A 23,113-nucleotide genomic window follows, 5' to 3' on the forward strand; every position below is an offset into this window, starting at 1 on the left:
GAGGGTTGGATGAGGGTTTTTCGCCCTCCTACTCCGCCGCCGGCAGCATCGAGCCGGTCGCTTCCTGGCGCAGGTGCCAGGAATAGGCCTCCGCCAGCAGATGCGGGGTCTGGCCGCCATGATCGCGGACGGCGCGGCGGTAATAGTCGGCCGCCAGCTCGCGATAGCTCGGGTGGGTGCAGTTGGCGATGATCACCTCGGCCCGCTCGCGCGGCGCCAGACCGCGCAGGTCGGCGAGGCCGTTCTCGGTGACGACGACATCGACGTCGTGCTCGTTGTGGTCGACATGCGGCACCATCGGCACGATGCGCGAGATGGCCCCGTCCTTGGCGAGCGACTTGGTGACGAAGATGCCCATATAGGCGTTGCGGGCGAAATCGCCGGAGCCGCCAATGCCGTTCATCATGTGCGTGCCGCCGACATGGGTCGAGTTCACATTGCCGTAGATGTCGCATTCGAGCGCGGTATTGATGGCGATGACACCGAGGCGGCGCAGCACCTCGGGATGGTTCGAAACTTCCTGAGGCCGCAGCACCAGGCGGCTCTTGTAGTTCCGCAGTTCCGGCATCACCCGCGCCTGGCAGGCGGCGGAGAGCGTGATCGACGAACCGGACGCGAAGGCGAGCTTGCCGGCATCGAACAGTTCGAAAGTGCTGTCCTGCAGCACCTCGCTATACATGGTGAGGTCGTGGAACGGGCTGTCGATCAGGCCGTGCAGCACGGCGTTGGCGATCGAGCCGATGCCGGCCTGCAGCGGCGCCAGCTGGTTGGTCAGCCGGCCCTTGCGGACCTCATGGCTCAGGAATTCGATCAAGTGGCCGGCGATCGCCTGCGTCTCGGCGTCCGGCGCCGTCGTCTCGGCGGAGCTGTCCTGCCGCTCGGTGACGACAATGGCGGCGATCTTGGCCGGATCGATCGGGATGAAGGGCAGGCCGACTCGGCTGTCCGGCGCGACGACAGGGATCGGCTCGCGATGCGGCCGGCGGGTGGGGATGTAGATGTCGTGCAGGCCCTCGAGCTCGGCCGGCTGGCCGATATTGAGCTCGATGATCACCTTCTCGGCGAGAATGGCGAAGGTCGCCGAATTGCCGACCGAGGTCGTCGGGATGATGCCGCCCTCGCGGGTGATCGCGGTCGCCTCGACGACGGCGACGTCGATCGGCCCCATCTGGCGCGAACGCAGCAGTTCGACCGTCTCGGAGAGATGCTGGTCGATGAACATCACCTCGCCCCGGTTCAGGGCGGCGCGCAGCACGCGGTCGGACTGGAAGGGCAGCCGCCGCTTCAGCACATGCGAGCGGGTCAGCACCTCGTCGATGCCGTTGCCGAGCGAGGCGCCGGTGATCAGCGTGATGCCGAACGGCTCGGTCGCGGCGCGCTCGGCCAGCGCCAGCGGCACGGCCTTCGCGTCACCGGCGCGGGTGAAGCCGCTCATGCCGACGGTCATGCCGTCCCGGATCAGCAGCGCCGCCTCGGCTGGCGACATCACCTTGTGGAGAAGGGCGGGAAGGCGGATTCGGTCCTGCAGCATGATATCCAGCATGTCGGTGGCGTTGCTGGACCATAGGCCTCGGAAAGCGCGGAAGCATCCCGCAAAAAGCAGAAAATCCGCGACGGGCTGTCGCGGATTTTCAGATCTCAGTCAGACGATCGACGGCGGCCCCGGCGATCCGCCGGCCGCGCCGGATCAGATGAGGGCGCCGACCGCGCTGCGCTCGATGGTCTCGCGGTCATAGCCGAAAGTGGCGAGCGAGGCGTCATCGAGGGAGAGCTGGTAGCCGTTCACGAAACGCGGCATCTGCCGGTCGCGCGTATGGGTCATGCGGGCCACAGCGCGCCGAGCGACGCCATGGCCGCGGCTTCCAGCCGGGGCAACGCCGAACTCGCCAAATGCTGCCGTCAACATGATCAATTCCTTTTTGTGGCGACGCCCTATGCGTCCCTTAAGCAGGCTCTTCATACCCCTAACGCTGACGTGAAGGTACAGCTGTAATCGAATGCCAGACATGCACTTTTCGCAACGCACAAGATGCCGCCACATTTGCGCCGCGCCGCAAACACGGAGTGTGATGGAATTGCAGTCGGCAAGGCGCGCCGATAGGGTCGCGCGAACCGTTTTGTTCCGTGAAGAAGGCCCTCCGCGCATGTTCCAGAATTTTGACGCTCCGAGCCGCGCCCACCCGATCAAGGATCGGCTGGTGGCGCTGCGCGCCCATCTCGACCGCGCGGGATTGCAGGGTTTCATCGTGCCGCACGCCGACGAATACCAAGGCGAATACATTCCCGCCGCCGCCGAGCGACTCGCCTGGCTGACGGGCTTCACCGGCTCGGCCGGGGCCGCCATCGTACTCGCTGAGGAAGCCGCCGTCTTCGTCGACGGTCGATATACGCTTCAGGTACGCGACCAGGTCGACGTCGACGATTTCACGCCGGAGGACCTGATCGGCAATCCTCCGCACCAGTGGCTGAAAGACAAGCTAAGCACCGGCCAGCGCATCGGCTATGACCCGCGCCTGTTGACGCTCGCGGAAGCTCGCCGCTTCGAGGCCGCCTGCCGAGCGGCAGGGGCGGAACTCGTCGCGCTGGAGGAAAACCCCATCGACGCGATCTGGACCGACCGGCCGCTGCCGCCGCTGTCGCAGGTCATGCAGCAGCCGGACGAACTCGCCGGCGAAAGCGCCGACGACAAGATCCGGCGTATGCAGGCCGTCCTCGCCGACAAGGGCGTCGACGCGGCCATCCTGGCGCAATCGGATTCGATCGCCTGGCTCTTCAACATCCGCGGCGCCGACGTGCCGCACAATCCCGTCGTGCTCTCCTATGCGCTTCTGAAGCGCGACGAGCGCCCCACCCTCTATGTCGACGGCCGCAAGCTTTCCAACGCCATCCGCGACCAGCTTGCCGAGCGCGCCGACATCAAGGAAGAGCGCGCCTTCCTGACCGATCTCGCCGCGCTCGGCGACGAAGGACGCCGCGTGCTGGTCGACCCGCAGACCACCCCTGCCCTGTTCGCCAGGACGCTCACCGACGCCAGGGGCGTGCTCGTCGAGGGCGCCGATCCCGTCGTGCTGCCGAAGGCGCGCAAGAACGCAATCGAACTCGACGGCACGCGCCGCGCCCACAAGCGCGACGGCGCCGCGATGACCCGCTTCCTCGCCTGGCTCGACGCGAATGGCGCCAACGGCACCGAAACGGAGATCAGCGTCGCCAGGAAGCTGGAGGCCTTCCGTGCAGAGGCCGGCGAGGCGGACGGCTCGCCGCTGCTCGAGATCTCCTTCGACACGATCTCCGGCGCCGGCCCGGACGGCGCCATCGTGCATTACCGCGTCAACGAGGCGACCGACCGCAAGCTCGAGGCCGGCACGCTCTACCTCGTCGATTCCGGCGCGCAATATCGCGACGGCACCACCGACATCACCCGCACCATCGCCATCGGTACGCCCTCGGCCGAGATGCGCGACCGTTTCACCCGCGTTCTGAAGGGCCATATCGCGCTTGCGACGGCGCGCTTCCCGCGTGGCACGACCGGCGCGCAGCTCGACACGCTGGCGCGGCACGCGCTCTGGCAGGCCGGCCTCGACTTCGACCACGGCACCGGCCATGGCGTCGGCGTCTTCCTGTCCGTGCACGAGGGGCCGGTCCGCATCTCCAAGGCCGGCAACCTGCCGCCCGAGCCGGGCATGATCCTTTCGAACGAGCCCGGCTATTACAAGACCGGCGCCTATGGCATTCGCATCGAGAACCTGATCGTCGTCACGCCGCCGGCGGCGATCGCCGGCGGCGACCGCGAAATGCTCGGCTTCGAGACGATCACACTGGCGCCGATCGACCGCAAACTGATCGACGTCGCATTGTTGAGCCCCGCCGAGAAGACCTGGATGGATGCCTACCACGCCCGCGTCCGCGATGCGCTGGCGCCCTCCCTCGAAGGCGCGGATCTCGCCTTCCTGATCGCCGCCACGCAACCGCTGGGCGCATAGGCATCCCCTGACAGTTCCATCACGGATCCTGTCGCCTTGATAGGTTTCGTGATGGAACGTGACCCTGCACGCTCCGTTGTCCGATCGAGCCTCAGCTCAATTGTCTCGATAAAACACGGAGTTACGACCATGAAAACGATCCTTCGGACAACGGCCCTGGTCGCCCTCCTTGCGGCGGGCCCGGCGCTGGCGCAGGACGCGACGACGCCGGCCGACACCACAGCCCCGGCCGCGACCACAACCCAGCCCGCGGCCCCAGCCGGTCGCTTCATCGTGCTGGAGGACGGCAGCACCGACTGGCTCGCCTCCACCCTGATGGGTTCCACCGTCTATAGCGGCACCGACGAGAACCTCGGCAAGATCGTCGATATCCTCGCCACCGACGACGGTGAGGTGAAGGCCGTGGTGATCGGCGTCGGCGGCTTCCTCGGCATCGGCCGCAAGGACGTCGCGGTGTCGCCGAGCACGCTCGAGCGCGTCAAGATCGACAATGGCCAGAAGCTGGTCCTGAAGACGACCAAGGACGAGCTCAACGCCGCGCCGGAGTTCAAGACCGCCGCGCAGCAGGAATCGTCCAGCGTGACCACGACGCCGGCGCCCGACGCGACCGTGCCTGCCGCGGACCCGATGACGCCGCCCGCCGCAACCACGCCGGCGCCCGCCGCGCCCGAAACGGCCCCTGCGACGCCGTAAGACCCAAAAAGCGCAGGATGGAAGGCCCGCCCGCAGGGTGGGCCTTCTTTCCTGCCGGCTCAGTCGGCGCCGACGAGCGTGAACCAGCCATCCTCGTCGATCACCTCGACGCCGTTCTCGGCGGCGGCCTTGAGCTTCGAGCCCGCGCCGGGGCCGGCGACCAGAAGGTCCGTTTTCTTCGATACCGAGCCCGCGACCTTGGCGCCCAGCCGCTCCGCCATCGCCTTGGCCTCGTCGCGCGTCATGCGCACCAGCGTGCCGGTGAAGACGACCGTCTTTCCGGCGACGGGGCTGTCCGTCCTGGCGGCTTCGAGCGGCTGCGGGCGCACCTGCTCCAGCAGGCGGGCGAAGGCATCACGGTTGTGCGGTTCGTCGAAGAAATCGACCACCGCCTCGGCGACGACGTCCCCGATCCCCTCGATGCCGATCATCTCGACCCAGGCATCATTGCCCTTGAGCAGTTCCGGTCCGGGCGGCCGCGCCGCCAGCGCCGTATCGCGAAACGCCTCGACCGTGCCGAAATGGCGGGCGAAGCGCTTGGCGTTCGTCTCGCCGACATGGCGGATGCCAAGTGCAAAGATGAAGCGGTTGAGCGCGATGCTGCGCCGCTCGTTGATCGCGGCGAACAGGTTGCGCGCCGATGTCTCGCCGAAGCCGTCGCGGTTCTTCAGCCGCTGCAACTGGCCGGCGTCGCGCGCCTCCAGCGTGAAGATATCGGCGGGCTCCTTGATCAGCCCCCACTCGTGGAAAGCCTGCACCTGCTTCTCGCCAAGCCCCTCGATGTCGAAGGCGTTGCGCGAGACGAAATGGCGGATGCGCTCGACCGCCTGCGCGGCGCAGATCAGGCCGCCCGTGCAGCGCCGCACCGCCTCGTCCTCCTCGCGCACGGCGTGGCTGCCGCAGACCGGGCATAGCGTCGGGAAGCTGTAGGGCACGGAATCGGCCGGCCGCTTGTCGAGCACGACCGAGACGATCTGCGGGATGACGTCGCCGGCGCGCTGAATCACGACCGTGTCGCCGACGCGGATGTCGACGCCATCGCGGATCGGCAGACCATCGCCGCCGATGCCCTTGATGTAGTCCTCGTTGTGCAGCGTCGCATTGGAGACGACGACGCCGCCGACCGTGATCGGCTCCAGCTTCGCGACCGGCGTCAGCGCGCCGGTGCGGCCGACCTGGATGTCGATGCCGTTCAGCACGGTGACGGCCTGCTCGGCGGCGAATTTGTGGGCGATCGCCCAGCGCGGACTGCGCGACACGAAGCCGAGCCGGTTCTGCAGCGCGAGCGAGTTCACCTTGTAGACGACGCCGTCGATATCGTAGCCGAGGCCGGCCCGGTCCATTTCCAGCCCGTGATAGAAGGCGAGCGCCTCCTCGACGGTGGTGCAAAGCGTCATGCGCGGATTGGTCGGCAGCCCCCAGGCGGCGAAGGCCTCGACCATGCCCATCTGCGTCTCGGCCGGCATGGCGCTCATCTCGCCCCAGGCATAGGCGAAGAAGCGCAGCGGCCGCGAGGCGGTGATCTTGGAATCGAGCTGGCGCAGCGAGCCGGCCGCCGCGTTGCGCGGATTGGCGAAGGTCTTGCCGCCGCCGGCCGCCGCCATGCGCGCGTTCAGCGCCTGGAAATCGGCATGCGCCATGTAGCACTCGCCACGGATCTCGACGGTGTCGGGCGCGCCGGCGGGAAGCTGGTTGGGGATGTCGGCAATGGTGCGGGCATTGGCGGTGACGTTCTCGCCCTCGAAGCCGTCGCCGCGCGTCGCCGCGGTGACGAGCCGGCCGCCCTCGTAGCGCAGCGACAGCGACAGGCCGTCGATCTTCGGCTCGGCGGTGAAGGGAATGGCGTCCGCGGCGTCGATCTTCAGGAAGCGGCGAGCGCGATCGATGAAGTCGATGACGTCCTGATCGTCAAAGGCGTTGTCGAGCGACAGCATCGGCACGACATGCGGCACCTTGGCGAATTTCGGCGAAGGCGCCGCGCCGACGGACGTGCTCGCCGCCGAGGAGAGATCGGGGAACTGGGCCTCGAGCGCGACGAGCCGGCGGCGCAGCGCATCATAGTCCGCGTCCGAAATCGTCGGCGCGTCTTCCTGATGATAGCGGATGTCGTTTTCCGCGATCTCGGCGCTGAGACGCGCGTGCTCCTGCGCCGCCTCATCCGCCTTCAGCGTCTCGACCGGTGTTTCGCGCAGATGATCCGACGACATGGCAGCACTCCCGTTCAGGGGAGAAGCTATGCCGCGCCGCCGGACCGGTCGCAAGGGCGCATCGGTCGCCCACCAACAGAAGCGCGCGCCGGCTTCGAAAGTCCGGGCGGATCAAGCCGCCCGGATGGCTGTCAGTGGCCGACATCCATGACGGCGGCCGGATCGGGATGATGCGGCGCGAACAGGCGGCCACGCTCCGTCCAGTAGACGACGATCAGGCTCAGCACGCCGGTCGCAAGGAAGCCGACCGCCAGCGGCAACACGGTGCCATTGAACATCTGGCCGATGACCATGCCGACGATCGTGCCGAGGATCGTCGTGTAGAAGCCGATCATCGAGGACGCTGTGCCGGCGATGTCGCCGAGCGGCTCCATCGCCATCGTGTTGAAGTTCGGCATCGTCAGGCTGAACAGGAACTGGCAGGCGGCGAGGTTGACCGCGAACAGCAGCAGCGGCGGCTTGCCATCGAACCAGATCGCACAGCCGACCATGATCGCCGACATCAGCACATGGCCGCAGACGCCGGCATGCGAGATGCGCCGCATGCCGAGCCGCCGCACGATCCGGACATTGACGAAGGAAGCGATGCCCATCACCGCCGCGATCGAGCCGAAGACGACTGGGAAGATCGCGCCGAGGCCATAGACCTCCGTCTCGAAGATCTGCTGAGACGAGCCGATATAGGCCATCAGGCCGCCGAACATCAGGCCGATCGCCGTCGAGTAGCCGACCGTGGCCCGCTCCTGCAGGCAGCGCTTGGCGCCGCCGAGGATGCGCGCGGCGGAGAACGGCATCCGGTATTCGGGATGCAGCGTCTCCGGCATGCGCCGGCCGAACCAGAGCGCGATGCCGACGGCGATCACCAGCATGCTGACGAAGATCGTGTGCCAGGTGCCGAACAGCAGGAAGAGGCTGCCGATGGCGGGAGCGAACACCGGCACGATGATGAAGATCATCATCGTGAAGGACATGACGCGCGCCATCTCGCGGCCCTCATAGCGGTCGCGCACGATCGCCACCGAGAGGATCCGGGTCGCCGCCGCGCCCATGCCCTGGATCAGGCGGGCCACCAGCAGCATCTCGAAATTCGGCGCGAACAGCGCGATCAGGCTGCCGATCGAGAAGATAATCAGGCCGATCATCAGCGTCGGTCGCCGCCCGACGATGTCGGAGACCGGACCGTAGAAGAGCTGCATGACGGCGAAGCCAGCCATGTAGACAGTCAGGATCAGCTGCACCTCATTGGCCGAGGCGAGGCCGAAATCCTGCTGGATATGGCCGAAGGCGGGCAGCAGATTGTCAATCGACATCGAGCCGAGCGCCATCATGAACGCGATGATGACGACGAACTCGAAGAAAGACGGCTCAGGAGCAAGGCGCGCCGGCGCGCGCTCGGACAGGACGGACATAACGAGTTTCCAAAAGGGGCCTCGGCAGACGAAATGGCCTGCTCGAAGAGCGAGCGGTCGCCGGGGCAGAGCGGATCCGGCCCGAAACGATCGACGCGAAGCTTACTAGTAGACGAAAATATGTGGCGTGGCCGTGACGCAAGTCACGCAGGGCGCAGATCGGGCGCCTCCGGTAGCATGTTCATACTCTAAAGGCAGCCTTATGATCAATGCGGAAACCACCGAATTCGGGTCGAAACGGCCCCGCTGCGGCGCGCGGGTCACATCCCCCGCGTGAAAGACCTCGCGCGCCGGGCGGTGGCCGAACATTGCACGGGGGCGTAATATGGCGCGGGCACTCCCGAAGGCGCGGCGGACGCGACATCAGTGGAGGAAAGCCATGCGTTCCCAGGAAGCTGCCGAACTCTCCGGCAAGATGCGCGGCCCGGTCATCGACCGCGACAGCCTAGACTATGACGAGGCCCGCAAGCTCTATAACGGCATGATCGACAAGAAGCCGCTGATGATCGCGCGCTGCAGCGACGTGGCGGACGTGATCGAGGCGGTCGCTTTCGGCCGCGAGCACAAACTTTTGATCGCCATCCGCGGTGGTGGCCACAACGGTCCGGGCCTCGCGAGCTGCGACGATGGCCTCGTCATCGACCTCTCGCAAATGAAAGGCGTCCGCATCGATCCGGAGGCGGCGACGGTGCGTGTCGGCCCCGGCTGCACCCAGGGCGACGTCGATCACGCGACGCATGCCTTCGGCCTGGCCGTCCCGGCCGGCATCGTCTCGACCACCGGCATCGCGGGACTGACGCTCGGCGGCGGCACAGGCTACCTGACCCGCCAGTACGGCCTGACGATCGACAACCTGCTCGAAGCCGACGTTGTGCTCGCCGACGGCAGTTTCGTCACCGCCAGCAAGTCGGAATGGCCGGACCTGTTCTGGGCGCTGCGCGGCGGCGGCGGCAATTTCGGCGTTGTGACGAGCTTCCTGTTCAAGGCCCATCCGGTCAGCATGGTCTTTGGCGGCCCGATCTTCTGGGACCAGAAAGACGCCGCCGCGGTCATGCGGCGCTATCGCGACGTGCTGCCGAAGGCGCCGGAACGGCTCGGCTGCTTCTTCGGGCTGAAGACGATGCCCTCGGCCGATCCCTTCCCGCGCGAGCATTGGGGCAAGCGCATCTGTGCGCTGATCTCCTGCTACAACGGCCCGCAGGAGGACGGCGAGGAAGCCATGAAGCCCTTCCTCGAAGGCGTGCCGCCACCGCTCGTCAACTGGATGAGCATGATGCCCTTCCCGACCCTGCAGAGCCTGTTCGATCCGCTGATGCCGACCGGCATGCAATGGTACTGGAAGGGCGATTTCGTCAACGAGTTGACCGACGAGGCCATCGACGCGCATCTCCAGCAGGCGGCGGCTACGCCGAGCATGCTGTCGCTGATGCACCTCTACCCGATCGACGGCGCCGTGCATCGCGTCGGCAGGGACGAGACGGCCTGGAACACCCGCGATGCCCGCTGGTCGATGGTGATCGCCGGCATCGACCCGAATCCGCAGCAGGCCGGCCCGATCACCCGCTGGACCAAGAGCTACTGGCAGGCCGTGCATCCGCACAACAAGGACGGCGGCTACGTCAACTTCATGATGGACGACGAGGGCGATGCCCGGCTCCGGGCGACCTATGGCGGCAATTTCGAGCGGCTGCTGGCGCTGAAGACGAAATACGACCCGGACAACCTCTTCCGGGTAAACCAGAACATCCGCCCGGCGCATTGAGACCGAGCGAGGCGGCGCGGAGTGTCTCCCGCGCCGCCGGCCACGATCTCAATCCTCGTGGGTGTCGTGATAGCTGACGAGCCCGCGCTTCCAGTAGCCCGACGCCTTCACCCGCCGCTTCGGCAGACCGAGATCCTCGACCAGGATGGCGCGCAGGCGCTTGGCCGTGTCCGATTCGCACGCGATCCAGGCGAAGCCTTCGCCATCGCCGCGCCGGAATGCGGCGACCGCGTCGTCAAGCAACCTCCCCTCGCCCGGCGCCAGGTCGCCGCGATGCAACCAGGTGATCGAGGTGGACGCGCGGCTCGGCAGCGGCATCTCGTCGGCGGGTGTGCCGACCTCGACGATCACGGTCACCTTCGCCTCGGGACGCAGTTCTTCAAGCCGCCGCGCGATCGCCGGCAGCGCGGTGTCGTCGCCGACCAGCAGATACCAGTCGAAATCGTCGGGAACGATCATCGAGCCGCGCGGCCCGGCGACGTGCAGCGTGCTGCCGACGGCGGCGTTGATCGCCCATTCCGTCGCGGGGCCCGCCTCATGCACGGCGAAGTCGAGATCGAGCTCGCCCGTCGTCGCGTCGTGGCGGCGCGGCGTGTAGTCGCGCGCGATCGGCTTCTCCCCCTCGGGGAAGACAGGGCCGTTGGGGCCGAAGGTCGGCAGCGCCGGCTCGTCCTCGCCGGGGCGGGCGAAGAAGAGCTTGACGTGGTCATCATGCGATCGGCTCTCGAAACCTTCGAGATCGGGGCCGGTGACGGTCACGCGGATCATCGTCGGCGTGATCCGGGCGATGCGCGCCACGGTCAGGCGGCGGATCTTCAGCGGATAGCGGACGCGGTAGGTTTCATGCGGCGCGGGCGCCGTGTGGACGATGTGGGTATCGGACATGGAAACTCCTGAAAGGAGAGCTGTCCGGCCCGATGCAACGTTCCCTAGGCAACGCCGCGCGGGCCGAACCTGCTCAGGCAAGCTCGATCAGCGCGTTGTTTGACGTTAACGCCTACGTGCAGGCCTGTGGTGTGCCCGCAAAGCACGGTCGCAAGATGCAGCGCCGGCGCCGGAAGTGCAAGCGCCGATCCGCCCCTGGGGGCCGATCAGCCGTTGCCGTGAATGAGTTGGTGGGCTGCGGCGCGCGCCGCGTCGGTGATGACGCTGCCGGCCAGCATGCGGGCGATTTCCTCGCGCCGCTCCTCGCCGTCGAGCGGCGTCACGCCGGTCGCCACCCGATCCTCGCCGGCGACGCCATCCTTGGCGATGCGCAGGTGATGGCCGGCCCGTGCGGCGACCTGCGGCGCATGGGTGACGGAGAGCACCTGCACCCGCTCCGCCAGACGCGCCAGCCGCCGCCCGATCGCCTCGGCGACCGCGCCGCCGACGCCGGTGTCGATCTCGTCGAAGACGAGCGTCGGCGCCGAGCCGCGATCGGCGAGCGCCACCTTGATCGCGAGCAGGAAGCGCGAGAGTTCGCCGCCCGAGGCGACCTTCATCATCGGCCCGGGCCGCGTGCCCGGATTGGTGCGAACGAAGAAATTGACGATGTCGATGCCGGCGTCGGTGCGCTCCTCGGCATCGGTCTCGATCGAGACGATGAAGGCGGCGCGCTCCAGCTTCAGCGCCGGCAGTTCTTCGGCGACACGCGCCTCGAGTTCCTCGGCGACGGCGCGGCGACGGGCCGAAAGCGCGGCCGCGAGAGCATCAAAACGACGGCAGGCGGCCTCGGCCGCCGCTTCCAGCGCCGCCAGCCGCTCCTCGCCCGAATCGAGCGCCGCGAGATCGGCGACCATCTTGTCGCGCAGCGCGGCGAGGTTCTCGACCGCGACGTCATGCTTGCGGGCGGCGCCGCGCAGCGCGAACAGGCGCTCTTCGGTCCGCTCCAGTTCCTTCGGATCGAACTCGCTTTCGCGGATCGAGCGCGCGAGCAGCGTCTCGGCCTCCTCCAGCGCGTCGATGGCGCTGTCGATCGCCTCGACCACGCCGTCGAGCAGGCCACCCGCCTGATCGCGCTTGCGCTCCAGACGCCGCGCGAGGCTGGCAAGATTGGGGATCGGCGAGGTGTGGCCGGCAATGGTGTCATGAGCCTCGGAGAGATCGACCGCGACCTTCTCCGCCTGCATCATGGTGTGGCGACGCTGCGCCAGTTCAGTCTCCTCGCCCGGCTGCGGCGCGAGCTTCGACAGTTCCTCGACCGAGGCGCGGAGATAGTCTCCCTCGCTGCGCGCCGAAGCGATCCGCCGCCGGAGCGCGGCGACCTCGCTTTCGGCCGAACGCCAGCCGCGGAATGCCTCGGCGACGGCGAGCGCCTCGGGATCGAGCCCGCCGAACGCATCGAGCAGGCGACGATGGATGGCCGGATCGACCAGAGCCCGATCGTCGTGCTGGCCATGGATCTCGACAAGCGACGCGCCGACATCGCGCAGCAGCGCCACGCTCACCGGCTGGTCGTTGACGAAGGCGCGCGTCCGGCCGTCGCCCGTCTGGACGCGGCGCAGGATGATGTCGCCGTCATGGTCGATGGAATTGTCGCCGAGCAGCGAGCGGGCGGGATGGCCGGCCGGCACGTCGAAGACTGCCGTCACCTGTCCCTGGTTGGCGCCCTGGCGCACAAGCGCACCATCGCCGCGCCCGCCAAGGGCGAGCGACAGCGAATCGAGCAGGATCGACTTGCCTGCGCCGGTCTCTCCGGTCAGGACCGTGAGACCGCGCGCGAAGTCGATCTCCAGCCGATCGATGAGGACGATATCGCGGATTGCGAGCGCGGCGAGCATGGCGCGCCCTGTCCCCTTGTTAGCCCGTGATCGAGCGGAAGGTACGGCTGATCCAGGAGCCCTTGTTCTCCGACGGCGACACGCCGCCCGTCTGGAGAAGCGAATAGGCGTCCTTGTACCACTGCGAATCCGGGAAGTTGTGGCCGAGCACTGCCGCGGCGGTCTGCGCTTCCGGGACGATGCCCATGGCGTAGTAGGCCGCGGTCAAGCGGTAAAGCGCTTCCTCGACATGGCGGGTGTTGGCGTAGTCGGTCACGACAACCTTGAAGCGGTTGATCGCGGCCGGATATTCCTTGCGCTCGAGATAGTAGCGGCCGACCTGCATCTCCTTGCCGGCCAGTTGGTCGCGCGCCACGACGATCGCCTTCTGCGCGTCGTCGACATATTCGGAGTTCGGATACTTGTCGACGACCTCCTGCATGGCGGCGATCGCCTTCTTCGTCGCGTCCTGGTCGCGCGTCACTTCCGGGATCTGCTTGAAGTAAGACTGGCCGATCATGTACTGCGCGTAGCCGGCATCCGGGCTCGAAGGATAGAGCGAGATATAGCGCTTGGCTGAGTTGACCGTCTCGTCATAGTTGCCGAGCCGATAATTGGTGAAGGCGGTCATGATCAGCGCCTTGCGGGCCCATTCCGTATAGGGATGCTGCTGATCGACCTGCTCGAACTGCTTCGCCGCCGACTTCAGCTTGCCGTTCTGCATCAGGGTCAGACCCTGATTATACATCTGGCCGGCCGGGATATCCGGCTCGTCGACCGAATCATCGTCCTTGGTCAGGGAGCAACCCGCCACGGCCACGAGCGCGCAGAGCGCAACGGCGCGCAGGGTAACGGAGCCGAACCGGCCAAAGGCGGCAATGGTCGACGGGCGGATCGAGCTAACTTCGTTCATTCACACATCGAACCGGCACGAGCCGGCATCGCCTCTTTCGATGGGGCAAAGCGGTGCAGCCTCTCTAGCGGAAACAGCACGATGACGCCACCAGCCGTCGCAACCCATTGCCGCAATTTCGTGGCAGAGAAACGCCCGGCCCCGGAAATATCCGGACTGTGCGGAATATGCCGCTTTTTCGGCCTAGGACTTGTCGGGACCGAAGGCGGCGGCCGGCAGCCGGACGGCCATCTGGTCGTGCTGGAAGTCCCGCTTCGACACCGACGCGCCCTCGACGAAGGTCCAGGCGTCCGAATCGGCGAGCAGCGTCTCGACGATCTTGGCGTTCATCATGTGGCCGCCGCGATAGGACCGGTAGGCGCCGAGAATCGGCGCGCCGGCAAGCGCGAGATCGCCGACGGCGTCGAGCGTCTTGTGGCGGACGAACTCGTCCGCGAAGCGCAGGCCCTCGGGATTGATGACCTTGTCGTCGCCGAGCACGACGGTGTTCTCGAGCGAGGAGCCGAGCGCGAGGCCGCGGGACCAGTAGAACTCGACATCCTTCAGGAAACCGAACGTCCGGGCGCGTGCGAGATCGCGCCGGAAGACATTGGCGTCGAGGTCGACGACGAAGGCCTGGCGGCCGATCAGCGGCGACTTGAAGTCGATGTCGATCTCGAAACGGCGGGTCTCTGCCGGCAGCAGTTCGGCGAAGCCGCCGGCATGCTCGATGCGGACCGGCTTCAGAACCTTGATGAAGCGGCGCGACGCCGAAAGGGTGACAATCTCGGTCTGATCGACCAGGTCGACGAAGGCAGCCGCGCTGCCATCCATCATCGGAACTTCGGCGGCGTCGATCTCGACCACGACATTGTCGATGCCGAGGCCGTTGAAGGTCGCGAGCAGGTGCTCGATGGTCGACACGGAAACGCAGTTCAGGGCGACGGTCGTGCAGGAGTCGGTCGCATGCAGGCGATCGATGCGGGCATGGATCGGCTCGCCGCTCGCAGTATCGATCCGGTGGAACACGATGCCCGTGTCGGCTTCGGCCGGGTTGAGGGCCATTGCCACGGGCTTGCCGCTATGCACGCCAATGCCAGAAACCTCGACGCGATCGCGGAGCGTGGTCTGGTGCATGCCCTGTCGTTTAGCCATCAATTCGCCCCGAGAGAGCTGGTCAAAATTCCCGACTGCTCTGTGGTCCGCCCCCGGCTGTCCCGACCCGACTGATCCCTTGAACCAGAAGAACGGCCAACCAGGAATCATCAGATTCGTCAGCATGTTGTGTATGCTAGATAGAGCGTGGACCGGTCGGTCAACAAATCACTCTTTCTAACCTTCTGTAACGTGGTTCACGGACCTCTAACGAAAGAGGCCCGGCGCTGTGACAGGGCCGGGCCTCGATCTTGCTTGGGTACGCCTCAGTTCGCCTGGCGACGGAGGAAGGCCGGGATTTCCAGCTGGTCGTCCTCGTTGCGCGGCATCACGCGGCCGTGCTGGTCAAGCTCGGCCTGGCGCGGGCGATAGTCCTGCTGCTGCTGCGGAGCGCGCGGCGGCTGGGCCTGCTGCGGCTGGCGCGGAGCGGCGGCGTAGCCGGCCTGCGGAGCCTGCGGCTGGCGGATCGGCTGCTGCGGGCTGCCCTGCTGGGGAGCGCGCTGCTGCGGGGCCGGCTGCTGGCGGTTCACCTGCGGGGCGGCTTCCTCCTCACGACGGCCAAGCCCTACATGCGCCAGACGGCGCAGCAGGCTCATCGGACCGCGGTCCTCTTCCTGCTGGGCCTGCGGCTCGGCGCGCTGCGCCTGCATCTCGCGCTGGGCGACGACCGGGAAGTCCTCGACACGCGGCATGCGCGACGCCGTCGGCGCCTCGGCGGCCGGCGGGATGAACGGCTGGGCGACCGGAATGTGATCGTCGCGCACCGGAGCCGGCACCATGTCGAACTCGTGGTCGAGCTCGGCCTCGGCGTAGGAGACGGCCGGCGGCGTCATCGGAGCAATCGTTACTCCAGGATCACGCACCGGAGTTTGAGCCGGCGCGTGCTGCTGCACGGGCGCCTGCTGGGGGACGGCGGGGCGGAAGGCCGGAGCCGGGGCCTGCGGAGCGCGCGACTCGGTCTGGACATTGGCCGGGCGCGGAGCGGGCGCGGTCGGAGCCGCTGCCTGGGCGGCGGCCTTCATGCGGGCAGCCATTTCCTGCGTGCGCAGGTCCGGCGTGACCTCGTCCTTGGCGTCCGACTCGATGCCGGTGGCAACGACCGAAACGCGGATGACGCCCTCGAGGCTTTCCTCGAACGTCGCGCCGAGGATGATGTTGGCGTCGGGATCGACTTCCTCGCGGATACGGGTCGCGGCTTCGTCGACTTCGAACAGCGTCAGGTCACGGCCGCCGGTGATCGAGATCAGCAGGCCGCGGGCGCCGTGCATCGAGGTCTCGTCGAGCAGCGGGTTGGCGATCGCCGCCTCGGCGGCCATGATCGCGCGGCGGTCGCCCGAGGCTTCGCCCGTACCCATCATGGCCTTGCCCATCTCGCGCATCACCGAACGGACGTCGGCGAAGTCGAGGTTGATCAGGCCTTCCTTGACCATCAGGTCGGTGATGCAGGCGACGCCCGAATAGAGCACCTGATCCGCCATCGCGAAGGCGTCGGCGAAGGTGGTCTTCTCGTTGGCGATCCGGAACAGGTTCTGGTTCGGGATCACGATGAGCGTGTCGACGCTCTCCTGCAGTTCCTTGATGCCGGCCTCGGCGACGCGCATGCGGCGGGCGCCTTCGAACTGGAACGGCTTGGTGACGACGCCGACGGTCAGGATACCGTGCGAACGCGCCGTGCGGGCGATGACCGGGGCCGCCCCGGTGCCGGTGCCACCGCCCATGCCGGCGGTGACGAACACCATGTGCGAGCCAGCGAGATGGTCGTTGATCTCGTCAATGACTTCCTCGGCAGCCGCGCGGCCGACATCCGGCATCGAGCCGGCGCCGAGCCCCTCGGTGACGGCGACGCCCATCTGGATCAGTCGCTCGGCGCGGGCCGACATCAGCGCCTGGCTGTCGGTGTTGGCGCAGACGAACTCGACGCCCTCAAGGCCCGAGCGAATCATGTTGTTGACGGCGTTGCCACCCGCACCGCCGACGCCAAAGACCGTGATCTTGGGCTTCAGCTCAGTAATGTCCGGCATTTTCAGGTTGATCGTCATAGTGACCTCGTCGTCTTGACCCCTAAGCCGGTGGCGTGCCCCGACCATATTTTCCATCAAATTGAAGCGCCCCGCCGCGGGCGCCCCATCTGTTGCTTCTTAGAAACTTTCACGAAACCAGTGGCCGAAACGGGAGAAGTAGCCCCCCGTCCCGGTCATGGCCAACCGATGCCCCCGCATCGCGGATACCTGCTCGATCTGCGCGACCTGCGGATAGATCAGGAGACCCACCGCGGCCGAGAAGGCCGGCCCGCGCGCCGCCTCCGGCAGACCCGTTACGCCGAGCGGACGACCGAGCCGGACATTGCGGGCAAGAATCCGCCGCGCCGCCTCGGTAATGCCTGTCAGCTGGCTGGCGCCGCCCGTAAGCACGATGCGCCGGCCTACCATGGTCTGGAATCCGGAGGCGTTGAGCCGGTCACGGACGAGTTCCAGGATTTCCTCGATGCGCGCGCGGATGATGCGCGTCAGCGCCGAGCGCGGAATCTGGTTGGGCAGGTCGCGGTCGTCGTCGCCGATCGGCGGGACCGAAAGGATGTCGCGATCGTCCGACACGCTCGGCAGCGCGCTGCCATGCATGGTCTTCAGACGCTCGGCGTCCTCGATCCGGGTCGACAGGCCGCGGGCGATGTCGGTGGTGACGTGCTGGCCGCCGATGGCGATCGCGTCGGTATGGACGAACTGGCCGTCCATGAAGACGGAGATCGTCGTCGTGCCGCCGCCGAGATCGACGCAGGCGACGCCCAGCTCCGTCTCGTCGTCGACGAGCGCCGAAAGACCCGAGGCATAGGGCGTCGCGACCATGGCCTCGACCGAGAGATGGCAGCGGCCGATGGCGAGTTCGAGATTGCGCAGCGGCGCGGTCTCGCCGGTGACGACATGCATGTCGACGCCGAGGCGCTCGCCCAGCATGCCGCGCGGATCGCGAATGCCGCCATTGCCGTCGATGGCATAGCCGATCGGCAGAGAGTGGATGACCGAACGGTCGTCCGTCACGGAATGCTCGCGTCCGGCTGCCAGAACCCGCTTGATGTCCGCCTCCACCACTTCATGGCCGGCCAGCGCTACGCTGGCGGAAAACGCCTCGCTCGCCAGGCGGCCACAGGAGACGTTCACGATAAGCGATTCGACCGTCACGCCCGCCATGCGTTCCGCGGCGTCGACCGCGAGGCGGATCGCCTGCTCGGCCTTGTCGAGGTCGACGACAACGCCCGACTTGATGCCGCGCGACCGTTGGTGGCCGATGCCGAGAACCTCGACCGCATGGGTGCGGCCGGGCAGCACGTCGCCGACCTCGCGCGGCTTCAGCCGGGCGATCAGGCAGCAGACTTTCGACGAACCGACATCAAGGATGGAGACGACGGTGCTCTTCTTGGTGGGCAGGGGGCGCATGCGACTGTCGGAGGACACAAAAAGGGACATCAGGTGCTCGCTCCCTTACGCTTGGCGAGCTTCTCGCGTTCCTTGATCTCGGCCGTCCGGCGCGCCGCCGCTTCCGGCGTCAGGCGCACGAACATCCGGTCGGCGAGGCGCAGGTCGACGCTGACGATATCCTTCGACAGCAGCCCGTCCTTGGCGTCGAGCGCCGCGATCACCTGCAGCGCCGCTTCCGGCTTGTCCTGTGGCAGCATCAGCGTGACGCCATTGTCGAGGACGAGATTCCAGCGACGCTCCGAGATCAGTACGGCGGCCCGCAGTCGGTCGCGGATTGCGGAGGCGGCGCCAGCCAGCGCGATGGCCTCGCCGGCGCGCTTGTCGGCGCCCTGCCCCACCACGCGGATCAGATCCTGGTAATGGGTGTCCGACGCGTCGCCGATGACACGGCCCGACTCGTCGATGACCGAGACGGTCTGGTCACGCTGCCACAGCACATAGGGCTTACGCTCGTTGATGGTGATCTTGAGCGTCGCCGGATAGATCTTGCGCAGCGTCGCGTTCTCGACCCAGGGCAGCGTCTCGACGCGCTCGCGCGCGGCGGCCAGATCGAAGGTCGCGAGCGAGGCTTCCGGCGCCAGCTCGAGGCGGTTCAGCACCGCGATTTCAGAGGTCTCGGTCTGGCCGGTGATGCGGACGGAATCGATCGCGAGCCCCGAGGCCGAGCTGATCCAGGTCAGCGTCTCGTCGACGCGATCGGCCGAGACCACGCCGGCGATGCCGGTCGCGGCGAACAGAAGGAACGTGCCCTTCAGTCCGGCATGGCGCGGCACCCGCCAGTTGATCCGGGAGAGCGCGCGGATACGCCGATGCAGCCAGGGCGACAGCCTCCGGCCGGAGCCGAGCTCCGTTGCCGGCGCATCGCCCGCCGCTTCCTTGGTCGATCTCGGGCTCATCTGCCGCAAGACGCGTCCTCCACCATCCAACTGACCAGTGCCGGAAAATCAATTCCGGCGTGTCGCGCCATATCCGGGACCAGCGACGTCGCCGTCATGCCCGGCTGGGTGTTCACTTCGAGACAGACGAGTTGCCCCGTTCCGCCGGGGCGATCGTCATATCGGAAGTCCGCCCGGCTGATGCCGCGACACCCGAGAGCCCGATGCGCCCGTACCGCTAGATTCTGTATACTTTGGTAAATATTTGGTGAAAGCGGCGCCGGAATAACGTGGCGCGCGCCGTTGGCGGAATACTTGGAATCATAGTCGTACCAGCCGCCCTCGGCCGTCACGAGTTCAATGATATCAAAGGCTTCGTCACCCCTGACGCCACAGGTGAGCTCGCGGCCGCCGACGTAACGCTCCACCATGACCGTGTCCCCGAAGGCCCAGTCATCCGCAAATAATTGCTGAGGCGGGTTAATCGCGTCCTCGCGGACGATGAGCACGCCGAAGCTAGACCCTTCCGCCACCGGCTTGACGACATAGGGCGGCTCCATCGCGTGGGCGCGGGCGGCCTCGAGGCGATGCACCAGCAGCGAGTCGGCAACGGGAATGCCGGCCGCCTGCATCACATCCTTGGCGCGCGCCTTGTTCATGGCGAGCGCCGAGGCGAGCACGCCGGAATGCGTATAGGGAATGCCGAGGATCTCGAGGACGCCCTGGATCGAGCCATCCTCGCCATAGGGACCATGCAGGGCGTTGAAGGCGACGTCGGGCTTCAGCTTCGCCAGCACCTCGGCGATGTCGCGCTGGACATCGACGCGGGTGACGCGATAGCCGGCCTGCTCCAGCGCGTCGGCGCAGCCGTTCCCCGAATTGAGCGACACCGGCCGTTCACTGGACCACCCGCCCATCAGGACGGCGACATGCTTCGCCAAAACGCATTCCTTCCAACCGAATCGTATCGGTCGGAATATCTACGAAAAATGGTAAAGAAGCGTTAACCAAGCGAAGGCGTTCACTTTAAAAATGGCGGCCCGCCGCGGGGCCGCCATCCCGGCTGAGTCAATCGGTCGCGTCAGAACTTGATCTCGCCGTTGAGCTTCACCGCGTTCGAGGTGACGCCGTCGCCGAACGAGCCGGCATAGGTCAACCCGAGATTGACATTGGCATTCACCGCAACGTCCAGGCCGGCTTCGAGCAGCAGGCTGTCGCGGGCGATCGGCGCGCCGTCGACCGTGAAGCCGGTGCCCGTGCCGGTGAAGGCGAGCGCCGCCTCCGGCACGTCGTCAGCGGCATGACGCCAGCCGACCATGCCGCGCGGCGCGACCTTGACGCCCCCGACCACGACCTCGGTCGAGGCCCGGACGCCGAGCGTCGTGTAGAACGTGTTGAACGAGGCGCCGTCGGAGCGGAGCCCCGTCACCGGCGCATTGCTCTCGGTGAAGCCGTCGGCATCGACATTTACCCAGCCGAGGCCTGCGAAGGGCTCGATCGTCGCGGCGCCGAACTGCGTCTGGTAGCCGAGCTCGGCGAACAGATTGGCCGTGGTCGCGTCATAGGACGCTTCCGGCCGCTCGACGACATCGCCGATCGTGGTGGTGCGCTTGGTATCGATCGAACTCCAGGCGATCGAGGCGCCGCCGCGCAGCCGCAGCTTGTCGAAGCCGGCGCCGCCATAGAGGGCGAGCAGGCCGGTGTCGATATCGGCCGACGAGGCGAGATCGTCGGCGTCGGTCGAGCCGCGGCTGTAGCCGCCGGCGACGCCGAGCGTATAGCCCTCGCCGGTCAGGTCGACGCCGACCAGCACGCCGCCCAGATTGGTGTCGACGCCGGCGGCATTGCCGTCGCCATTCGTCGACGCCCAGGAACCGAAGGCCTGCGTCCAGGTGGAATAGCCCATGTCGGCCGGCGCCAGCGCGCTGAAGGCCGAGGTGCCCTTCGCCTTCGGCTCCTCGCCATAGGCGAGCGGGGCGGCGTCCGCCGCCGGCGCCTTGGCGCCGCCGATCCGCGACAGTCGCGACAGGATGGCGAGTTCGGCCTGCATCGACTGCTGGGCCAGCGCGCCGGTGACGTCGGCATGGATCTCGCCGTCGAGCGAGGCGAAGGAGTTCGCCAGCGCGACCGGATCCTCGGCGCCGAACACCCAGCGATAGAGCTCGCCGGTGCCGTTGGCGGCGTCGATCGCATTGGCGACGGCCCGCTGGTTGTCGGTGTTGGCGACATCCGCGAAGGCGACGTCGTTGCGGTCGAGCGTCACCGAAACCGTGTTGGCGTCGCCGCCCAGCGTCGGATCGATGAACAGGAAGTCGGACGAGGTCGTGACGCTGCTGTAGCGCGTTCCCTCGATACCGCCGGTCGCGTTGATCAGCGTATAGGTGCTGCCGAGCGTGTAGGGGCCGCTCTCGGTCGTCAGCGCGATCGTGCCGCCGTCCAGCGTGGCAACGCCATCGACGTCGAGCTGGCCATGGTCGCCATTGCCGGCGATGGAGGCGTTGAGCGTCTGGAAATTGTCGAGCGAGCCAACCGTCGAAGTGCCGTAGTCGACCAGCGTCAGCGTATTCGAACCGGCCTGTCCGTCGAGCAATCCGTCGATCGACTGGCCGGCATAGAGCGTGACGATATCGTCGCCGCCGCCCATCAGCACGTCGCCGACGATCTCGCCCTTGTTGATCAGCGTGTCGTTCCAGTCGCCCGTCAGCGTGATCGCCTGGCCGATGTCGCTGACGATCTCGCCTTCGTTCATGATGGCGGTGGCGCCGAAGGCGGCACCGCCCTCGCTGTCGTCGATCAGGATGCCGCGCTGGACGCTGTAGATGAGGCCGCCGGCATAGTTGTTGATCGTGCCGCCGCCGGCAGAGATGCCGTCCGAGATGTTCGGGTCGGTCAGCACGCCGTCCTTGTAGCCGCGCGCGCCGAGCGCCTGGATCGTGCCGTAATTCTCGATCGCGACGAGACCGTCGACGTCGACGCCGTCGCCGTCCGTGTCGGTCGAGCTCGTGACCTGCGCCTCACCGGAGATCAGGCCGTAGTTGATCACCGAAACCGGCGCCGCCGTTCCGGACGTGTCGAAATTGATGCCGGAGCCGTTGCGGCCGCGGATGGTCGCGCCGGCCTCGTTGACGACCGTCGCGCCGAGGTCGCCGGTGATGCCGTGCTTCGAGCCCTCGATCAGGCCGCCGGTGAAGTTGTTGACGGCGCCGCCGCCCTTGTCCTGGAAGTCGATGCCGTCGCCGCTGAAGCTGTTGGCATTCGCCGACGACTGGATCTTGCCGTAGTTGTTGATCGTGGCGTTCTCGCCCGGCCGCATCACGTCGGCACCGGTGGCGGCGCTGATCACGCCGGTGGCGTAGTTGTTGATGGTGATCGTGCCGCCGGTCGCCGCATTGAAATTGATGGCGCGGCTCGCCGTCGAGGTGATCGTGCCGTAGTTCTCGACCAGCACCGTGCCGCCATAGAGCGGATTGCTGATCTGGAAGGCGTCGTCGCCATTGCTCTCGATCAGTCCGGAGGAACGGTTCGTGACGGTCAGCGAATGGCTGTTGTTGACCGTGCTGTCATTGAGGCGAATGGCGCGGCCGGTGGTCGACTTGATCGTTCCGGCATTGTCGATCGAAAGCGTCGTCGAGGCGCCGTTGATGGTGACGGCGGTGCCGCTCGTCTGGAAGCTGCCACCCGTCTGGACCGTCAGCGTATCCGCGCCGGCCATGTTCAGCGACGTCGTGCGCGGCGTGCCGGCGACGACCGTGGTGTCCGTGCCATAGGCGGCGTTGGACATCGTGGCGAGCGCGCCAGTCGCGGCAAGCGCCACCCAGCTTACGGAAGAGAAATTCCTGATCACGTCAAAGCCCCCGGTATGACAACCGGGGTGCTTTACGGATTCAACATGACAATCGGACAACAGCCCCCGGCAGCGGGAACCG

General features: G+C 67.0%; 16 protein-coding genes. 3 read left to right on the plus strand and 13 right to left on the minus strand.

The window, feature by feature from the left end; all coding sequences use genetic code 11:
• Positions 1-28: 28 nt before the first annotated feature.
• Both WFK98_RS13270 and WFK98_RS13275 read right to left on the minus strand, forming a co-directional pair.
• On the minus strand, positions 29-1,531 hold the full coding sequence (locus WFK98_RS13270; RefSeq protein WP_336800789.1) for an acetyl-CoA hydrolase/transferase family protein: 1,503 nt from the start codon (positions 1,529-1,531) through the stop codon (positions 29-31).
• A gap of 156 nt (positions 1,532-1,687) precedes the next feature.
• Positions 1,688-1,906, minus strand: a complete 219-nt coding sequence (locus WFK98_RS13275) for a hypothetical protein (RefSeq protein ID WP_266338421.1) — start codon at positions 1,904-1,906, stop codon at positions 1,688-1,690.
• A gap of 238 nt (positions 1,907-2,144) precedes the next feature.
• Here WFK98_RS13275 and WFK98_RS13280 point away from each other — a divergent pair, with 238 nt between their 5' ends.
• Together WFK98_RS13280 and WFK98_RS13285 are read left to right on the plus strand one after the other, a co-directional pair.
• Positions 2,145-3,980: an aminopeptidase P family protein gene (locus WFK98_RS13280; RefSeq protein ID WP_336800549.1), complete on the plus strand. Its 1,836-nt coding sequence runs from the start codon at positions 2,145-2,147 to the stop codon at positions 3,978-3,980.
• Positions 3,981-4,109: 129 nt separating this feature from the next.
• Complete coding sequence (locus tag WFK98_RS13285) at positions 4,110-4,673, plus strand: PRC-barrel domain-containing protein (RefSeq protein WP_266338423.1); 564 nt, start codon at positions 4,110-4,112, stop codon at positions 4,671-4,673.
• A 59-nt stretch (positions 4,674-4,732) separates the two neighbouring features.
• Here WFK98_RS13285 and ligA read toward each other — a convergent pair whose 3' ends face one another.
• On the minus strand, positions 4,733-6,880 hold the full coding sequence (ligA, locus tag WFK98_RS13290) for an NAD-dependent DNA ligase LigA (RefSeq protein WP_336800550.1): 2,148 nt from the start codon (positions 6,878-6,880) through the stop codon (positions 4,733-4,735).
• 131 nt (positions 6,881-7,011) lie between these two features.
• Positions 7,012-8,289: a multidrug effflux MFS transporter gene (locus tag WFK98_RS13295; protein ID WP_266338425.1), complete on the minus strand. Its 1,278-nt coding sequence runs from the start codon at positions 8,287-8,289 to the stop codon at positions 7,012-7,014.
• A 379-nt stretch (positions 8,290-8,668) separates the two neighbouring features.
• On the opposite strand from WFK98_RS13295, the gene WFK98_RS13300 reads away from it, so the two are divergent.
• Positions 8,669-10,051, plus strand: coding sequence for an FAD-binding oxidoreductase (locus tag WFK98_RS13300; protein ID WP_336800551.1), 1,383 nt, complete (start codon positions 8,669-8,671; stop codon positions 10,049-10,051).
• A gap of 48 nt (positions 10,052-10,099) precedes the next feature.
• Here the strand turns inward: WFK98_RS13300 and WFK98_RS13305 are convergent, their stop codons facing one another.
• The 9 genes from WFK98_RS13305 to WFK98_RS13345 all read right to left on the minus strand — a co-directional run bounded on the left by WFK98_RS13305 (position 10,100) and on the right by WFK98_RS13345 (position 23,031).
• On the minus strand, positions 10,100-10,936 hold the full coding sequence (locus WFK98_RS13305) for a siderophore-interacting protein (RefSeq protein ID WP_336800552.1): 837 nt from the start codon (positions 10,934-10,936) through the stop codon (positions 10,100-10,102).
• 206 nt (positions 10,937-11,142) lie between these two features.
• A complete protein-coding gene (gene recN, locus WFK98_RS13310) occupies positions 11,143-12,813 on the minus strand; it encodes a DNA repair protein RecN (protein ID WP_266338428.1) in 1,671 nt (556 codons plus the stop codon).
• 19 nt (positions 12,814-12,832) lie between these two features.
• Complete coding sequence (locus WFK98_RS13315) at positions 12,833-13,672, minus strand: outer membrane protein assembly factor BamD (protein ID WP_266338661.1); 840 nt, start codon at positions 13,670-13,672, stop codon at positions 12,833-12,835.
• A gap of 216 nt (positions 13,673-13,888) precedes the next feature.
• Entirely contained in the window at positions 13,889-14,839 is a 951-nt protein-coding gene (gene lpxC / locus WFK98_RS13320; RefSeq protein WP_336800553.1) for a UDP-3-O-acyl-N-acetylglucosamine deacetylase, read from the minus strand.
• A gap of 266 nt (positions 14,840-15,105) precedes the next feature.
• Positions 15,106-16,878, minus strand: coding sequence for a cell division protein FtsZ (gene ftsZ, locus WFK98_RS13325; RefSeq protein ID WP_266338430.1), 1,773 nt, complete (start codon positions 16,876-16,878; stop codon positions 15,106-15,108).
• A 99-nt stretch (positions 16,879-16,977) separates the two neighbouring features.
• Positions 16,978-18,270, minus strand: a complete 1,293-nt coding sequence (ftsA, locus tag WFK98_RS13330; RefSeq protein WP_336800554.1) for a cell division protein FtsA — start codon at positions 18,268-18,270, stop codon at positions 16,978-16,980.
• 29 nt (positions 18,271-18,299) lie between these two features.
• The gene (locus WFK98_RS13335) at positions 18,300-19,208 is read right to left on the minus strand and encodes a cell division protein FtsQ/DivIB (protein ID WP_266338432.1); all 909 of its coding nucleotides are present in this window, start codon (positions 19,206-19,208) and stop codon (positions 18,300-18,302) included.
• Positions 19,205-20,128 (minus strand): D-alanine--D-alanine ligase, encoded by a 924-nt coding sequence (locus WFK98_RS13340; RefSeq protein ID WP_336800555.1) that lies wholly within the window; start codon positions 20,126-20,128, stop codon positions 19,205-19,207. Before WFK98_RS13340 ends, WFK98_RS13335 begins: the two co-directional genes overlap by 4 nt.
• Before the next feature lie 140 nt (positions 20,129-20,268).
• The gene (locus WFK98_RS13345; protein WP_336800556.1) at positions 20,269-23,031 is read right to left on the minus strand and encodes an autotransporter outer membrane beta-barrel domain-containing protein; all 2,763 of its coding nucleotides are present in this window, start codon (positions 23,029-23,031) and stop codon (positions 20,269-20,271) included.
• Positions 23,032-23,113 lie beyond the last annotated feature (82 nt).

The organism is Kaistia sp. MMO-174, from assembly GCF_037147815.1.
GTDB lineage: Bacteria > Pseudomonadota > Alphaproteobacteria > Rhizobiales > Kaistiaceae > Kaistia > Kaistia nematophila.

Coding starts and splice junctions, on each gene's coding strand:
- ftsA (WP_336800554.1), bottom strand. CDS start 18,270: ATGCGCCCCCTGCCCACCAAGAAGAGCACCGTCGTCTCCATCCTTGAT.
- recN (WP_266338428.1), bottom strand. CDS start 12,813: ATGCTCGCCGCGCTCGCAATCCGCGATATCGTCCTCATCGATCGGCTG.
- lpxC (WP_336800553.1), bottom strand. CDS start 14,839: ATGGCTAAACGACAGGGCATGCACCAGACCACGCTCCGCGATCGCGTC.
- WFK98_RS13270 (WP_336800789.1), bottom strand. CDS start 1,531: ATGCTGCAGGACCGAATCCGCCTTCCCGCCCTTCTCCACAAGGTGATG.
- ligA (WP_336800550.1), bottom strand. CDS start 6,880: ATGTCGTCGGATCATCTGCGCGAAACACCGGTCGAGACGCTGAAGGCG.
- ftsZ (WP_266338430.1), bottom strand. CDS start 16,878: ATGACGATCAACCTGAAAATGCCGGACATTACTGAGCTGAAGCCCAAG.
- WFK98_RS13300 (WP_336800551.1), top strand. CDS start 8,669: ATGCGTTCCCAGGAAGCTGCCGAACTCTCCGGCAAGATGCGCGGCCCG.
- WFK98_RS13285 (WP_266338423.1), top strand. CDS start 4,110: ATGAAAACGATCCTTCGGACAACGGCCCTGGTCGCCCTCCTTGCGGCG.
- WFK98_RS13280 (WP_336800549.1), top strand. CDS start 2,145: ATGTTCCAGAATTTTGACGCTCCGAGCCGCGCCCACCCGATCAAGGAT.
- WFK98_RS13335 (WP_266338432.1), bottom strand. CDS start 19,208: ATGAGCCCGAGATCGACCAAGGAAGCGGCGGGCGATGCGCCGGCAACG.
- WFK98_RS13275 (WP_266338421.1), bottom strand. CDS start 1,906: ATGTTGACGGCAGCATTTGGCGAGTTCGGCGTTGCCCCGGCTGGAAGC.
- WFK98_RS13305 (WP_336800552.1), bottom strand. CDS start 10,936: ATGTCCGATACCCACATCGTCCACACGGCGCCCGCGCCGCATGAAACC.
- WFK98_RS13295 (WP_266338425.1), bottom strand. CDS start 8,289: ATGTCCGTCCTGTCCGAGCGCGCGCCGGCGCGCCTTGCTCCTGAGCCG.